We start from the raw sequence: 15,838 nt of genomic DNA on the forward strand, positions 1-15,838 counted from the left end.
AAATATAATTTAATCTGCTATTTCTGGTAACGCTGCGGAAAGCATCGGGCAGTCAACATGTCCTGATGACTTCAGGAACAGCGGAATAGGTTCAAAAGACAAACCCGCCTCGTGACGCGGGAAATCTCTAAAGAAAGCGAGAGGATTCAAATGAAATTTAATGCTTTAACATTTATTCTGTTCAGTCTTGGACTGATGGCTATGAGTCTCGTTGCTGTCAACAGCAGTAGTGCCGAAATTGATCCCAGTAGTGTCGTAGGTCTTTGGTTGTTTGATGACGGGGCAGGAAGCATAGCGATGGACTCATCAGGAAATAACAATCATGGAACTATCGTCAACGCTCCAATTTGGGTGGATGGTCGGTTTGGCGGTGCTTTGGGCTTTGATGGCACGGGCAACTGTGTCAGCACCGGTCAAAGACTCCTCAACGGTCGGCGCGAGTTCACTGTTGTCGCTTGGGTGAAGCCGGGGAATATTACCTCTAACCGTGTCGGATTGATAGGACAAAACGATTCACCGGAGTTCGGTTTTATTAACCCAACGACTGTTGCCTTGTGGACACCTACTGCCGGCAGCAATAATAATCCGTATCCACATCCATCTGGTGAATGGCACCACGTTGCTGCTGTTGCGACGCGCGAATTCACCAAAGTTTACGTGGATGGAGAGGCAACAACGGTAGAAGGCAGCTGGCCCAACCACGGTCGGTCGGATTTCAACGTCAATATCGGCGGGTGTGGCATTTGGGATGGTGATGGCAACTGGTTCACGGGTGCTATGGACGAAGTCGGGCTTTTCCATGCCCCCTTGACCGATGACGATATTGCTGACGTTATGAATAACGGTTTACAGGTCTTGGGTGTCGCGGTAGAACCTGCTGGAAAAATCGCTGTCACTTGGGGCATGCTTAAGCGGCAAGATTAATCCAATAGAGATGGAGATGCTGCGGATGCGGTAGTTTCTATCGCATCCGCAGCTGTCGTCTCTATTTTTACCCCGATGCTTTTAAAGAGAAAAGCCCCGGTTTGGAACGTGTTTAAATAAAACATGTCCCAAAACTGGGGCAAAAATTTGCAAGTCACATCGCAGCAGATGTTACCAACTTGGCGACATCGCTTCAATCCGATTCCACAAGTTATATGGGTGTACTCCTAAGGAAGACACCCGAACGGAGACTACATCTCCGCGTTATACTGACGAGGCTCACGGCGTTGCTCGCGAGGACGTGCTGGGTTGACCTTCAACGGACGTCCCATCATTTCTTGACCGTCCAACGCTTCTATCGCTCGCTCGCCATCCTCTTGGTTTTCCATTTCAACGAAGCCAAATCCTTTGGAGCGACCATCGTACCGGTCACGGATAATTGTAGCAGTCGCAACCGGACCGTACTCACTAAAGAGTGCTTCAAGGTCCTCTTCCGTGGCCGCATAAGGCACGTTGCCAACGTAGATATTCATCTCGTTTCTCCTTTTAGAAATTATATGTATCCCAACCCAGTATTATGAATACAAACGGCACATCCATGCGTACCGACATCTTCCAAAACACAAGGAATGGGATAAGAATACGGGAAAATGAGAAAACTGAGCACTGTCAGCATTTTCAAAGGCAGAAATTTGGCAGCAAGCGTAGGAAAGATTGGCAAAAAGTAATTCTTATCAATCTCTTGTTGGACCCTCGTCACATCGCATATTGAGAATGCTCTGGTTCCAAACCGTAAAACTGTCAAAACACTACTCGTAACTTTGCCAGCGGACACTATCACATTTCCCTTAAATTTACCTTAACCTAAATTATACCATAATTAATATTGTTTGTCAACCTTAATAATTTTCGGGCTTACCCATTTCCTTTTAAAGTCCATCTGATGACGGGGATTTAACGGGTTAAATACAACAAAATGTGCCGGTCTTCAGCAAAATGTGCCGATTTTCAATACCTACGGCCCACACGCCGCTGGTGAGGTTTCCTAACCTCACCCAGTAGAGGAGCTGCGTGAGTCTTGTAAATTCTGAAATTTAAGCGTCGAAGATGTTACTGTTACTTCGCGATCATCCAATTATCACCGATACCCGCTTCTGTCCGCAGCGGTACTCGCAAGGACATTGCGTTCTCCATCTCCTCACAAACAATCTCAGCGTATGCTTCGGCGTGTGCTTCGGGTGTCTCAAGCACTAATTCATCGTGAATCTGTAGGAGCATTTTCATGGGGAGCCTGTCTTTATCAATACGTTGCTGCACACGAACCATTGCCGCTTTCATTAGGTCTGCAGCGGAACCTTGCACCACTGTATTGATTGCCAGCCGTTCGCCGAGGCTTCGCTGCCTTTGGTTGGAAGCGTAAATTTCTGGGATTGCCCGTCGCCGTCCGGTAAGCGTGCTAACGTATCCCTGATCCGATGCCTCGCGGACACACGCCTGTAGAAAGCCCTCTATCCCCGGAAAACGGGTCTTATAATCCGCAATGAGGGCTGCCGCTTCCTGTACCTGCATCCCTTTAATCCGGCGCGAGAGACCTGTGGGGGATACACCATAGATGATACCGAAATTGATAGTCTTTGCTTTATCCCGAAGCTCCCGCGTAACGGCATCAGTCGGCACCTCGAACACCTGCGAAGCGACTGCTGTGTGGATGTCTAAATCCTCAGTGAACGTTTCGATTAAATGCTCGTCTTCGCTGAAGTGCGCAAGGATGCGAAGTTCAATCTGTGAATAGTCGGCACAGATTAACTTATGGCCCTCGGGTGCTATGAAGGCACGCCGCAACTGTCTCCCGATTTCTGTCCGGACTGGAATGTTCTGTAAATTCGGTCGATCCGACTTCAAACGTCCTGTTGCTGTTGTGAGTTGGTAGAGATGTGTGTGGATACGCTCGGTTTTCGGATCTACTGCTGCCTGAAGCTGCGCCAAATAGGTACTCTGCAACTTTCGGAATTGGCGATATTCGATGATCAGACGCGGCACACTCGTCTTCGGATTATTGATATCCTCTCTCAAAGAGAGGGCTTCCAAAACCGTCACATCCGTAGAAACTTTACCACCGCGCGTCCGTTTCACCGGTTTGAAACCGAGTTCCTCAAATAGGACTTGTGCTAATTGTCTCGGCGAATCAATATTACACGGATACCCAACTATTTCGTGAATCTCTTCTTGCCGTGTGTTAACGAGTTGGCTGATCACGCCGCTTTGATGTTTGAGTTCCTCTCTATCACAAACGATGCCGTTATATTCCATCTCAGCGAGAATAGGGGCGAGCGGTGATTCTATATCACGGACTAACGCCGTAATGTCCATCTCTTCCAATTTCGGGGTCAGGAAGTGATGAAGCCGTAACGCAATATCAGCGTCTTCTGCAGCATAGATTGTCGCTTGTTCTAACGGGATCTCATCAATTGTTCTCTGTTCTTCTGCTTCTGCCTCAAAGAGTTCTCCTAAATCCTTCATTTCATCACTGTTGTTATCACTCGGAGCTGCGGTTAACTCCTGAAAGGAGATCATTTTATGATTCAAATGAAGGAGTGCCAACGTATCAAGATTATGAGAGGGAGTCCGAGCGTCAACCAATTGACTTGCCAATAAGGTATCGAAAACAGCACCTTGGAGTTTAATCCCGTTTCGGATGAGGATACCCGTATCAAATTTCAGGTTATGCCCACATTTCGGTAGGTCCGGGTCTTCCAAAATCGGTTTGAGTGCGGAAAGCACCGTATCGGCATCGAGATGACCCTCAGGTTGCGGTGAGCGGATTGGGACATAAACGCCCTGCTTCGGTGCCCACGAAAAACTGAGACCACAAAGCGTTGACTCGCGCTCCAAACCGTCCGTTTCGGTGTCAAAACTGAAAATCGCTTGTGCCGAAAGCGTCTCGACGAGCTCTTTTAATTCGGTGTGTGTAACAATTGCCGAATAGGTGCCTGTTTCCGCGGTGTCGTAGTCCCCTTTATCCAAGATAGAATCCGTCTTTCGCGCCAACGCTGCAACGCGTTCTTTACGAGTTGTCGGTTGGGTGAGCGTAGAACTATCCGAACCAGCGTCGCCCTCGGCGAGTTCTGTTACAACCTGTTGATAACGTTTAAGTTCCAATTCTTCAAACAGCGGTAGGATTTTCTTCAGGTCAAGTGGTTTAACGCGAGCCTGCTCCAGTGAGAAGTCTAAATCCGCATCTCGCCGCAACGTCACGAGTTGTTGCGCCAGAGCAATTTGCGAACGTGCCTTCTCCAGATTCTCGCGACGTTTTCCCTTAATTTCCTCAATATGCGCAAAAATACCGTCAACAGAATCGTACTGCTGAATCAGTTGTGCTGCCGTCTTGGGACCGATTTTTTCAACACCCGGGACGTTATCTGAGTTATCTCCCATCAACGCAAGCATATCGACGACCTGCGACGGTTTTATGCCTTTCGTCTCCCACAAGGATTGAACGTCGATGATCGTATCTTTGTGAAGGTCTAACATCGCTACCCGATCACAGAGAAGTTGCTCAAGGTCTTTGTCTCTCGAAACGATGGTAACATCTACGTGGCCTGCTTCCGGGGTATCGAGAATTGTTTGTGTGAGAGATGCTATAATGTCATCCGCTTCCAACTCAGGTTTACCAAGCGTTAGGATACCGAATGCCTCAAGTAATTGCAAAATGCGATGAATCTGGGTCACGAGATCGTCAGGGGGTGCGGATCGGTTTGCTTTGTATGCTGAGTAAAGATCATTGCGAAACGTTTTGCCGGGTGTATCGATCGCAGCGACGAGATATTGCGGCTTAAGTTGCGAAAGGATTCTAATGAGCGTTCCCGCAAATCCAAACACGGCGTGTGTCGCTTCACCGGTGACGCTGCTCGTTAATCCGTTGCGGATGGCGTAGTACGCTCGGAATATCTCGGCGTGTGTATCAATGATGTAGAAAGTATCTCTCTGTTCATCTTGCATTTAGCCGTCTTGCCTCCTAATCTGGGAAATGCCATCGGCGCAGGGAGTCTGACGCTGACAAGCCAGCCTCTTGTCCGAGGGCAAACGCCGTCGCAATGAGGTTCCGCTCGCCAGATATGATGTCGCCCGCGGCGAAGAGCCCAGGAATCGGCTCGCCGCTGCTATCCAGCATCTGCATATCCTCGTTTGTGATAATCAATCCTTCCTCGTCCTTCTGATAGTCCCAGCCTTCAAGGAATTTTGTGTTTGGGATTAACCCTTCGTCAACGAGGAATCCGTGGAAGAACAACTCGCTACCATCAATCATCTCAAACCCCAAGAGGTCTGTTTTTTCGCCAATGTGCCGTTTGATTTTTGTTTCAATAATATTAATTTTACGTTTTTGGATCTGTTTCAACACAGGTGGCGACATACCGTGCGGTCTGCCGTTCGTTAGGATTGTAATTTTATCTGTGAAGTCCTGTGCGCCGATCGCTGCCTCGTAGATATAGTCGCCGACACCGAGGAGTGCGAGATGTTCATTCACGTGCAAATGCCCATCGCAACGGATGCAGACGTGCCACCCTTTTCGATTGCCAGCATAGCGAAAGACGGTAGCGTACTGTTTATACAATCGCTCCTCACCGGGTTCAAACTCAATATCGGGCCACTTGTCATCAAATCCAGCGGCGACAACAATGGTTCGAGACTTAAAGTTCTCTATTTCTAAATTCCTACCGCGTTTGAGTGTTTTTGTAGACGCTTCGAGTTCAAACAATTCGCCGTTCCGTTTGAGTTTCGTTACCAATCCGTCGCGAATATCAATACCGGTTTTACGTTTCTCACCACCAATCATGAAGTCCATGACCGGGCGGCTTTCCATCCAGCGCATGAGTTCTTTTGCAAAATGGGGTCCGATAATCCCCGGGAATACCGGCGCATCTTCAATCTCAACCGACTTCGACCAGTAAGCACGCCCTCTGCTAAAACTCACTTTGCCAGAGTGGAGGACCAAAACATGCCGCATCTGGTGACTCGCTGAGACCGCCGCTTGCGCCCCTGCGGGGCCCGCACCAATGACTGCAACATCGTAAATCGTTTCTGCCATCGTTTTTCTCCTAATTTCTCAAAGCCCATATTTCTTCCACTTTTCATTCACTAACGCGATAACCTCATCAGACATCCGAATCTCTTCGGGCCACTCGCGTTGATAGCCTTCTTCGGGCCATTTCGTTGTAGCATCAATGCCCATCTTTGACCCAGCACCCATGAGTGGCGAAGCGTGATCCAGCACATCGACAGGTCCTTCAACAATTGTTACATCGCGTTTCGGATCGACATTGCTTCCCACGTAGAAAAGTACCTCCTCCACGTTCTGAACGTCAACGTCTTTATCAACAACGATGATAATCTTGCTGAACATCAGCTGCCCAAGTCCCCACAAACTGTGCATCATCTTTTTCGCCTGATACGGGTATCGCTTATCAATCGAGATAAGTGCGAAATTGTGAAATACACCGAATAAAGGTAAATTCATGTCCACGAGTTCCGGGAGCTGCGTCTTAATAAGTGGCATAAAGATGCGTTCGGTCGCCTTTCCCATGTAACAGTCTTCCATCGGCGGTTTGCCAACGATGATGGTCTGATAGATCGGATTCTTGCGATGTGTGATTGCTGTGATATGGAGCAGTGGATATTCATCCGCTAACGAATAAAAGCCTGTATGATCCCCAAAGGGTCCCTCTATACAGGTCTCACCCGGCTCAATATACCCTTCAATCACAATGTCTGCATCCGCAGGTACCAGCATGTCAATGGTTTTGGCAGGCACCATCTCAACGTTCGATTTTCGGAGAAACCCTGCGAACAGGAGTTCATCAATCCCAGAGGGCAGCGGTGCTGTCCCGATATAAGACATCACGGGATCTCCACCGAGTGCGATCGCAACAGGCATCTGTTGCCCTGCCTGTTGATACTCCCGATAATGCGCCGCACCGTCGTGGTGAATCTGCCAATGCATCGCCAACGTGTATGGGGTTAACTTTTGTAAACGATACGTACCGACATTTCGTTGACCGGTTTTTAGGCTATGCGTAAAAACTTGTGGTAAGGTGATATACCTATCGGCATCAAGGGGCCAACATTTAATGAGCGGCAGGACATCCAAGGATGCCTCTTCATCCGTCAGCACGACTTGTTGACAGGCACCCCGTTTGACCGTCTTCGGTGGAAAGTTTGCCAATTGGGACAGGAGGCGGAGAATTTTCATCTTATCCAGAAGCGAATCGGGGGCTTCCAGCTTAATCATCGCCTCAATTTCGGATGCAATCTGGGCGAGATTATCAACACCGAGTGCCATCGCCATCCGTCGATATGAGCCGTAAGTGTTAATCAGCAGCGGCATCCGACTGCCTTCGACATTCTCAAATAGGAGCGCAGGACCCCCTGCTTTACTCACGCGATCGGTAATCTCACTGATCTCTAAGTCTGGTGATACAGTCGTTTTAATGCGTTTGAGTTCGCCTGCCCGGTTCAAGGCTTTCACGAACTCTTCAAGGCTTGCGTATGCCATGCGAGTCCTTTCTATTTCGATCCCACTTTGCCAGAAATCTGCTTTAGTCCTTGTTGATAATTCGGATTTTCAGGATCCAGTTCCAACGCCTTTCGGATTGCCTGCTCTGCCTGCAAATAGTCTCCACATCGAAACGCAATGAGTGCAAGCGTATTGTAGTAAGTTGCAACGTTCGGATTCAAGCGGATGGCTTCCTGTGCGTAACGACGCGCCGCTTCTAAATCTGCGTCCGCTTGGCGTGCATAGCACATACCGAGGTTATGATATAGCTCCGCATTGTCGGGGGATAATGCCGCGCTCGCCCGATATGTATCCACTGCCGCCGCATAACGCTTCTGTTTCAGCAGAATTTTTCCAATCTTCAGATGGGCATCTAAAAGATCGGGTTCCAGCGCGACAGCGTGCCGGTAGTGTTCCAACGCCAGTGCTAACTTATTCTGCATGAAATATGCCAACCCCAGTCCTGCGTGTGCCTTCGCGAAATCGGGTTGGAGTTCCAACGCTTTCTGCTGTGCTACAATCGCTTCTGGATATCTTTCAAGCATCGTGTAAGCAATACCGATGCCGTTATACGCCAGCACTAATTCAGGGTTCATTCCCAGTGCTTTCTGGTATTCCCAGACCGCCTTCTCATACTGTCCGTTTTTGAGGTAAAGTCTACCGATGTTAGCAAGGATCTGAGCCCTGTCTTTTGTCCCTTGTGTCCTTTGCAATGCGCCGCGTAACTGCGATAGTGGTGTTAGTGTCGCTTTCTGTTTCTCAAAAAGTGCCATCTGCTCGCGTGCCGCCGCCGTATCCCCAGTACGAAGATAGGCTTGCGCGAGGTTGTAGAGGGCTTCGACTAACGTTGCGTCGTGTGAATATGCAGTCCGATAGGACGCAATAGCATCAGCCCACTGTTTCTCTTGAGCATAGAGGAGTCCGAGTTGATAGTGTGCAGCTGCGAACGCCGGTGCGATCGCAATTGCCTGTCGTTGATGCCGTATCGCTGCTGCGCTTTCCCCGCGTTTGCTATAAACATTCCCAAGTTGATGATGAATCATCTCGTCGGTCGGATCCAGTTTAACAGCGATTTTATAGGCATCAAGGGCTTCAGTATAACGGTGCATATTGGCGTAAGCACTCGCTAACGCCGCGTGGCTATATGCCCAATTGGGGCTATACGTAATCGCCCGCTGGTGTGCAGCGATAGCGTCTTCAAACCCTTCAAGCCCGGTATATGCCAGTCCCAAACCGTAGTAAGCCTCGGCTAAAATATCCGAGTGAGGGACTCCTTCGACAGCGGCTATTAATTGTTGATACGCCTCAACCGCTGCCGTATAAGCCTCAATTTGGAGGTAAACCTTTGCGAGTTGAAGCCGAGTCTCGATCTGAGTGCTATCGGCAGCAAGTTGTGCCTTATAGGTGCGGATCCGTTCTGCGATGTTCGCAACATCTGTTTCTTGACAGAACCCGTCTGAGACGTACCCGAAGATAAGGCGGCACCCGACGAGTGCCACCGCTGCGACTGTGTAATAGGAAAGTCTCCGTCCCACTTCCTACTGCCCCTTGAGGCGACCCCACATCGTTGCCAGTTTCTGATTTGGATCAACGGCAAGGGTATCTACGACATTATCCCCAGTAATCATAACATCATCAAAACTCGCGCCGGTTTCCCAGCCCCATACACCAATCATACCAGTTTTGTAGTCGCCGTCTGTTTGTTCACCCTGAAGTTCGCCGTTGACATGAAGTTTGAAAGTATCGCCTTCAACGATAACCTTAACGTCATACCACTCTTCGTTTTCTATCTTCAGTTTTCCAGCAGCACCGATATTGCTGTTCAGCGCGACGCGCGTATCCCACGCGCCTTTGCTGTGCTTCCAGAGTTCTGACTTGTTGTTCGGAATGTTCATGTAGTAGATGTAATACTCCATCTCACTCTGTGCCCGAAAGACAACGCCTGCCCAGTTACCTTCGTCCAGCCGAACCTTCGCTTCAACGGTGTAATCGTCCCAGTCCTCTTCACCGACGAGGGAGTGCTCGGCTTTCCCGCCTTTATCGAGTTGATAGATACCGTCCTTGATTGCCCAATTGCCATTCGCAACTTCCCAGTCATCGTGCTTTTCTTCAAAGTCCCACAGTTGGGTCCCCGCGAAAGTTGGTAGTGAAAGCACCATACCTAAAAGCACAATGAAACCCAGAGTCGTTGACTTCAGTAATCTCATAGTCATTTCCATAATTCTTCTCCATCTTTTGTTAAGGGAGTTTAGACCTTCGTTAATGGACCTCGCTATTGCGGCAATAGCAGAGGTGCTATAGATAGAATAACGTTAAAGAACAAAAAAAGCAACATTTTTCCCGTAAAATATAGGGTCATTTAATTTTCCAAAAATTCATGCGAGGATGCCCGAACTTGTTCGGGGTAAGCGTGTTTGCTGACCGCGGATAACCAACAGCCAAATACTGCTTGCTTTTGAATCTACAATCGCGTATGATAAATAACGTTGGAACGCTTCATCTCTATCTATCCAAAAACAAATTGAAAGGAAAATATTGTGTACATAAGGATTCTCATCGCGCTTCTTATAGCGTATTTTGTTACGATCGGGACAGCACCCGCAGCACTGAAAGTAGGTCTCATCTATGATGTGACAGGACGTGGGGATCTCTCATTTTGTGATGCTGCTTACGCAGGTGCGAAAAAAGCCAAAGACGAATGGGGCTTCAAACTCACAGAAGTTACCCCAAGCCAGAGTACCGATACCGAATTGACACTCCGCAGGCTCGCAAAACTCAAATACGATCTTATCATTGGGGTCGGCTTTCTTTTTCAAGAGCCGATGAACCGCGTCGCAGGCGAATTTCCTGATGTCAAGTTCGCACTTATCGACGCAATCATAGAACAACCCAATGTCGCATCACTCACCTACCGCGCACACGAGGGTACGTTCTTAGCAGGTGTCATCGCAGCGTTGAAAACGGAGACAAAGCAGATCGGTTTTGTCGGCGGAATGAAAGTGCCGCTGGTGGAGGCTTTTGAAATCGGCTACCGTGCCGGTATTAAGGCGACGAACCCCGATATTGAGTTTGTGGCGGACTATGTCGGTGTTACACCCCAAGCGTTCAACGATCCGACACGGGGCAAAGAACTCGCACTGGCGCAATACAACCGCGGTGTGGACATTATCCTCGCCGCTGCGGGTGCCAGTGGTCTTGGGGTCTTGGAAGCCGCGAAGACTCTAAAAAAATCAATTATTTGGGTCGATTCTAATGGGAATAATCTCGCCCCAGGCTTGGTTCTCACAAGCGTTATCAAAGGTGTAGAAATATCTGTCTACGAAACGATAAAGAGCGTTCAGGAAGGCAGTTTTTCTGGCGGTCTAAAAGATTACGGACTGAAAGAGGGAGGCGTTGAATACATCGTCGATGATGTCAACCGTTCATTGCTTCCAGACGAAATTTTGGAACGGGTCGAAGCATTTAAGGCAAAAATTATCGCTGGCGAGATCGTCGTACCACACGAACGAGAGTAGAGATGAAAAACGCACCCATCATTGAGATGCGAGGCATCCATAAGCGGTTTGGAAAAGTACAGGCGAACGCCGACGTAGATTTTACACTCCAACGTGGGGAAATCCATGCCATCGTTGGTGAGAACGGTGCAGGTAAATCTACACTCATGAAGATTCTCTACGGCTTGTGTCGCCCCGATGCCGGTGAGATTTTTGTTGATGGACGTGCTGTAACGATCTCTTCTCCGCGGCAAGCCATGCACCTCGGACTGGGAATGGTGCAGCAACACTTCACCCTCATCCCGATTTTCACGGCACTTCAAAACATCGTCCTTGCCAAAGAACCTCGCAAATTGGGCGTGTTACTCGATGAGCAGCAAGCAGAAGAACGGATTACAGCACTCGCAGCGCAGCTCGGTTTTGATGTGCCACTGAACACACCTGTTGAATCTCTGCCGATTGGGACGCAACAACATACTGAAATCCTGAAGGTTCTCTATCACGGTGCGGACATCCTCATCATGGATGAACCGACGGCAGTGCTTGCACCACAAGAAATCGAGGGCCTTTTTAACTGCATGCGCAACCTCAAAAATGAGGGAAAAAGTCTTATTATTATCACGCACAAACTCGATGAGGTGATGGCAATCGCCGACACGGTTACAGTAATGCGGCGCGGGCAGTCTGTCGCTACGTCTCCTATCGCCGACACCAATCCGACAGCCTTGGCGGAAATGATGCTCGGTGAACCTGTCATTCCAACTGTTGTAACACGAGAACAGACCGAAAATCCAACACCCATGCTCCGTTTGGAAAAAGTTACGCTCTCCGCAGATGCAGATGCCAAAACAGGTTTTACGCAATTCATTCGGAGACGGGTCCACAAAAAACGGCCTTCAAATTCAAGTGAGGTCGGCAAAAAGCACCTCAATCAGATTAATCTTGAAGTATTTCCCGGTGAAATCGTCGGAATCGCCGGGGTCGAAGGAAATGGGCAGACACAACTCGTTGAAGTCTTGACAGGTTTACGACAAATCCATAGCGGGAGTCTTACCTTAAACGGTGAACGGATTGCTCATATACCTGCCGATAGACACCGACACGGTATCAGCTTGAATGACCGAATTGACAATAATTTCATTATCGGACACCATAAAAGTAGACGCTATTGTCAGCACGGATTTCTCCGGCGAAAGCCGATTCAGCGAGCTACGCTGAACGCTCTGGATAAATACCAAATTCAGGTTGGGGATATAGTTGACCCGATTAAAACGCTCTCTGGCGGGAATCAACAGAAAATCGTTGTCGCGCGGGAGTTAGAGGGTAGACCCGAACTTATTCTCGCCGCCCATCCGACGCGGGGATTGGACATTCACGCCGCAAGATTTGTCCATTCGCGTCTGCTATACGCTCGCAACCGTGCGAGAGCCGTTTTGCTCGTTTCCTCTGAACTCGATGAACTCCTCCACCTTAGCGACAGGATCGCCGTGATGTACGACGGCAAGATCGTCGGTATTGTCAAGCCAAGCGAGACAAACAAACAAGAATTAGGTGCCTTGATGCTCGGATTAAATGGATAGATACAAAAATCAATGTATTTCTGCTTAGGAGAAAAAATGATAATTGACTCACATACACACGCCTGGCCCCGATGGCCCTACCAACCCCCAGTCCCCGATGATGAAAGTCGTGGCAAAGTCGAACAACTCCTCCACGAAATGGACCTGCACGGCGTCGATAAAGCAGTGCTTATCTGTGCCCGCATCGACAGGAATCCAGAAAACAACGATTACGTCGCAGAGTGTGTCAAGCGTTACCCGGATCGGTTAATCCAATTCGCCGATGTGGATTGTTCGTGGACAGACACCTATCATACAGTGGGTGCATCTGAACGACTCAGGACAGCGGCGGAAAAATATGCCCTCAAGGGTTACACCCATTACCTTAGAGGCGATGATAACGGAGATTGGTTCTTTTCCAACGAAGGGCAGCGTTTCTTTCAAACGACCGCCGAACTCGGATTAATCGCCAGCATTGCCATGGGAAGCCATCAGCACGAACCGCTCCGAAAACTCGCAGCACAATTTCCGGACATCCCTTTTCTCTGTCATCACATGGGCGGCGCGCGTGCCGGTGAAGCGCATCCGTATCCACAGCTCAAGCAGGTGCTTGCCTCGGCAGACGTTTCGAATATCCACATCAAAATGTCAGGTTTCGCTTATGTCTCGCAGGTACCCTGGGATTATCCGCAGTCGGATACCCACTGGATTGTCCGCGCCCTCTACGAGCATTTTGGGCCTGGGAGGCTCTGTTGGGGTTCCGACTATCCCGTTGTTCGGAACTTTATGACCTATAAACATGCACTTGAAGCATTTCGGACGCACTGCACATTTATCCCAGAACCAGACAAAGCAGAAATTTTGGGCGGAACGCTCCAGCGTTTGCTCTGAACGCTGATGAATAGCCAGGGTCATTTATGGTAAACCAGATAAATAAACAGACATTTCAGAGAAGACGGGCTGCCCTGCTGCCGCTGGCGAGGTTTCCTAACCTTGCCAACTTAGTGTGTCCAATTAATTCTAAGGTTTACCATAGTTTTCCAATAATTTGCCTCTTTTCCACAAGTACCTTCTTGTAGGAGCGAGCTGTGCTCGCGACTTTCTGAAAAAAATAGGCAAAACCTAAAAACTATAGTGAAGTCTAAAAATAAAGAGACACTTTCCGCTCCTCTGGTAGGCGAGGTTTCTAACCTCACCTTTCCTCCTCTGGTAGGCGAGGTTTCTAACCTCACCTTTCCTCCTCTGGTAGGCGAGGTTTCTAACCTCGCCGGTGCGGAGTGTCTAATTAATTCTAAACATTACTATAAATAGCCCTAATGAATAGCACAAAAAAGTTGATTTTTTTATTTTTTTAAGATATAATAAGGCTTAAGGTCAAATAGGTACAGTATTACGATTACGTCTATTAAGGTGAATCTAAAAAAACAAAGGGAGAGATTCAAGATGAGAAGCATCTCTGTTTTAACAACACTCGCACTGATCTTAGTCGCCGGTTTCGCCTTTGCGACCGAAACCCCAACCGTGCAAGGTGAGTACATTGAAGCCAGATCCGCGAGTGTCTATGTCGGGGCATGCCACTACGGTGCCGAATTTGTGGAAGGCGGCAAAGAGGCAACCCTCGTCTGGAACATCCAGCACGGAAGCTGGAACGACGTTTCGATTGATGGCTTAACCGTCGTTGCTGTCGTCAGTGCGAAAAGCAACCTCGCAATCGATACCGAAACCCGTAAGAGCGTGTTGTACATGGATCCAAGCACGACAGCGGAACAACGCACTGCGCTCCGTGATCTGCTAACCACAAAGCACGCTGACGTTTTGGGTGAAGTTGTTACGACGCAAACCGCTGCGGTCGAATTCGCGAAAGAAAGCACGAAGTACGATGTAAGGGTCGGTGAAGTCCTCACGCTATCTGCCAACCGCTATCCCTGTGCGCACTGCACACAGCCACACCAAATCTGGTATGAACCGCTGACAGCAATTCAGAACGCTATTGTCGGTAAATCTGAAGTCTATCACTATAAAGACAGTCACCTCCCGGTGACGTGGCACCAAGGCGGAACGGCGAACAACGTCTTTGTTGGCAGTTTTTCGATGTAATTCCGCAATGTCTGTGGCTGCCTGCCGGCAGCTACAGACCCTATTTACCCGCCTCAGCATCGTGATTTGCAACTTGTCCTCTCGGTTTAATTTTTTTTAAGACTTACGCAGAATGCTCTTTTGTAGCATAACCTGTTAGGTTGTGCCTTCCAAAGGAAACCGTGTTCGTCTAAGCATTTCCATCTAATAGAATGCCTTACGGTCAAAATTGCGTAAGTCTTGTTTTTAACAAATCATTGGCACACTGCTCGCAATGAAGCGATACCCTATAAAATTTGTGAATGGATGGTGAACATGAACACAGATACAACATCCGAGGAACGAAAATTTAGACTGATGCCTGAAGAACGCGCCTCTTGGGACGAAAACGGGTATTTCGTCCGCCACAATGTTTTCACTGAAGAAGAAAACGATCTTTTGACCCAAGTTGCTGATGCCATCGCTCTCGGAAAAATACCCTTCCCAGACCATCGTATCTTTCAAAACGCTTTAGTAAGAGATGGAAAAGTGGAAGCCTCTGGCGTTCACGCCATGCACAGTATCCATCAGATGAATCTTTATTCTCCTGAATTCCTCGCCCGTACACGTGATCCGCGGCTCACCGACCCCGTTGTTGACATCCTCGGTCCCGATCTCCTCGGTCTCAACAGCCTCTATATCTGGAAACCACCAAAAATCGGTTTAGGGTTCCCGTGGCATCAAGATAGATGGTATACGCGACCGCAGTTTAAAACCGAAACCACCGTCGGAACGTGGACAGCTATTGATCCTGCCAATGTAGAGAATGGGTGTCTCTACGTTATCCCGGGTAGCCACAAAATCGGCATTCTTGAGCATGTCGACCTTGAAGGCTCACAACAACAGGAATTTAAACAGGCAGTCGGTGCGCGGGACGAAGATGGCGTCGCTGTTGAAATCCCACCCGGAAGTGTTATCTTCTTCGACAACCGAATCCTCCATAAAAGTACGGATAATAAGACTGAAGGCTTTCGTCGCTCTAACATCGCACATTACATAAGTGCAAAAGCAGAACGCGTGCCACATAGGAATTATATGCGTCCGCTTATGTGGGTTCGGGGGAAAATATACCCAACGCTGTCTGAGGGAGTCTATCGTAACGTTTTACCCGTTACAGAATCCGAAATGTAGCCTAAACTGTTAGTTTGGGGCTACGGGTATAACTTGTTCAAGCAACTTCAATCTGTAAAGCGCAC

The 15,838-nt window shown here is 48.7% G+C and carries 12 protein-coding genes; 6 read left to right on the top strand and 6 right to left on the bottom strand.

Annotation, left to right across the window (positions count from 1 at the left end):
• The first annotated feature begins 150 nt into the window (after positions 1–150).
• The gene (locus OXN25_02430; GenBank protein ID MDE0423707.1) at positions 151–924 is read left to right on the top strand and encodes a LamG domain-containing protein; all 774 of its coding nucleotides are present in this window, start codon (positions 151–153) and stop codon (positions 922–924) included.
• Positions 925–1,175: 251 nt separating this feature from the next.
• On the opposite strand, the gene OXN25_02435 is transcribed toward OXN25_02430, so the two are convergent.
• From OXN25_02435 to OXN25_02460, 6 genes are all read right to left on the bottom strand, one after another.
• Positions 1,176–1,457 carry an RNA-binding protein gene (locus OXN25_02435; protein MDE0423708.1) on the bottom strand — a complete coding sequence of 94 codons (282 nt, stop codon included), beginning with the start codon at positions 1,455–1,457 and terminating at the stop codon, positions 1,176–1,178.
• A gap of 583 nt (positions 1,458–2,040) precedes the next feature.
• Complete coding sequence (gene polA / locus OXN25_02440; GenBank protein MDE0423709.1) at positions 2,041–4,923, bottom strand: DNA polymerase I; 2,883 nt, start codon at positions 4,921–4,923, stop codon at positions 2,041–2,043.
• Between the two features lie 16 nt (positions 4,924–4,939).
• On the bottom strand, positions 4,940–6,010 hold the full coding sequence (locus tag OXN25_02445) for an NAD(P)/FAD-dependent oxidoreductase (GenBank protein ID MDE0423710.1): 1,071 nt from the start codon (positions 6,008–6,010) through the stop codon (positions 4,940–4,942).
• 18 nt (positions 6,011–6,028) lie between these two features.
• A complete protein-coding gene (locus OXN25_02450) occupies positions 6,029–7,474 on the bottom strand; it encodes a menaquinone biosynthesis decarboxylase (protein ID MDE0423711.1) in 1,446 nt (481 codons plus the stop codon).
• A gap of 11 nt (positions 7,475–7,485) precedes the next feature.
• A complete protein-coding gene (locus OXN25_02455; protein MDE0423712.1) occupies positions 7,486–9,009 on the bottom strand; it encodes a tetratricopeptide repeat protein in 1,524 nt (507 codons plus the stop codon).
• Positions 9,010–9,012: 3 nt separating this feature from the next.
• Positions 9,013–9,681 carry a DUF1080 domain-containing protein gene (locus OXN25_02460; GenBank protein MDE0423713.1) on the bottom strand — a complete coding sequence of 223 codons (669 nt, stop codon included), beginning with the start codon at positions 9,679–9,681 and terminating at the stop codon, positions 9,013–9,015.
• A gap of 330 nt (positions 9,682–10,011) precedes the next feature.
• Between OXN25_02460 and OXN25_02465 the strand changes: the two genes are divergently transcribed.
• The 5 genes from OXN25_02465 (at position 10,012) to OXN25_02485 (ending at position 15,773) form a co-directional block, all read left to right on the top strand.
• Positions 10,012–10,989 (top strand): BMP family ABC transporter substrate-binding protein, encoded by a 978-nt coding sequence (locus OXN25_02465; protein ID MDE0423714.1) that lies wholly within the window; start codon positions 10,012–10,014, stop codon positions 10,987–10,989.
• 2 nt (positions 10,990–10,991) lie between these two features.
• Positions 10,992–12,548 (top strand): ABC transporter ATP-binding protein, encoded by a 1,557-nt coding sequence (locus OXN25_02470; GenBank protein MDE0423715.1) that lies wholly within the window; start codon positions 10,992–10,994, stop codon positions 12,546–12,548.
• Positions 12,549–12,584: 36 nt separating this feature from the next.
• Positions 12,585–13,418, top strand: coding sequence for an amidohydrolase family protein (locus tag OXN25_02475; GenBank protein ID MDE0423716.1), 834 nt, complete (start codon positions 12,585–12,587; stop codon positions 13,416–13,418).
• A gap of 552 nt (positions 13,419–13,970) precedes the next feature.
• The gene (locus tag OXN25_02480; GenBank protein ID MDE0423717.1) at positions 13,971–14,624 is read left to right on the top strand and encodes a DUF1326 domain-containing protein; all 654 of its coding nucleotides are present in this window, start codon (positions 13,971–13,973) and stop codon (positions 14,622–14,624) included.
• 294 nt (positions 14,625–14,918) lie between these two features.
• Positions 14,919–15,773 carry a phytanoyl-CoA dioxygenase family protein gene (locus OXN25_02485; GenBank protein MDE0423718.1) on the top strand — a complete coding sequence of 285 codons (855 nt, stop codon included), beginning with the start codon at positions 14,919–14,921 and terminating at the stop codon, positions 15,771–15,773.
• Positions 15,774–15,838: the final 65 nt, after the last annotated feature.

The sequence above is a fragment of the Candidatus Poribacteria bacterium genome, assembly GCA_028820845.1.
Taxonomy (GTDB): Bacteria; Poribacteria; WGA-4E; order WGA-4E; family WGA-3G; genus WGA-3G.

Bases quoted from the DNA above. Each gene is read 5' to 3' on its own strand.
- OXN25_02480 (MDE0423717.1), top strand. From the start codon at position 13,971: ATGAGAAGCATCTCTGTTTTAACAACACTCGCACTGATCTTAGTCGCC.
- OXN25_02485 (MDE0423718.1), top strand. From the start codon at position 14,919: ATGAACACAGATACAACATCCGAGGAACGAAAATTTAGACTGATGCCT.
- OXN25_02435 (MDE0423708.1), bottom strand. From the start codon at position 1,457: ATGAATATCTACGTTGGCAACGTGCCTTATGCGGCCACGGAAGAGGAC.
- OXN25_02460 (MDE0423713.1), bottom strand. From the start codon at position 9,681: ATGAGATTACTGAAGTCAACGACTCTGGGTTTCATTGTGCTTTTAGGT.
- OXN25_02475 (MDE0423716.1), top strand. From the start codon at position 12,585: ATGATAATTGACTCACATACACACGCCTGGCCCCGATGGCCCTACCAA.
- OXN25_02430 (MDE0423707.1), top strand. From the start codon at position 151: ATGAAATTTAATGCTTTAACATTTATTCTGTTCAGTCTTGGACTGATG.
- OXN25_02470 (MDE0423715.1), top strand. From the start codon at position 10,992: ATGAAAAACGCACCCATCATTGAGATGCGAGGCATCCATAAGCGGTTT.
- OXN25_02450 (MDE0423711.1), bottom strand. From the start codon at position 7,474: ATGGCATACGCAAGCCTTGAAGAGTTCGTGAAAGCCTTGAACCGGGCA.
- polA (MDE0423709.1), bottom strand. From the start codon at position 4,923: ATGCAAGATGAACAGAGAGATACTTTCTACATCATTGATACACACGCC.
- OXN25_02445 (MDE0423710.1), bottom strand. From the start codon at position 6,010: ATGGCAGAAACGATTTACGATGTTGCAGTCATTGGTGCGGGCCCCGCA.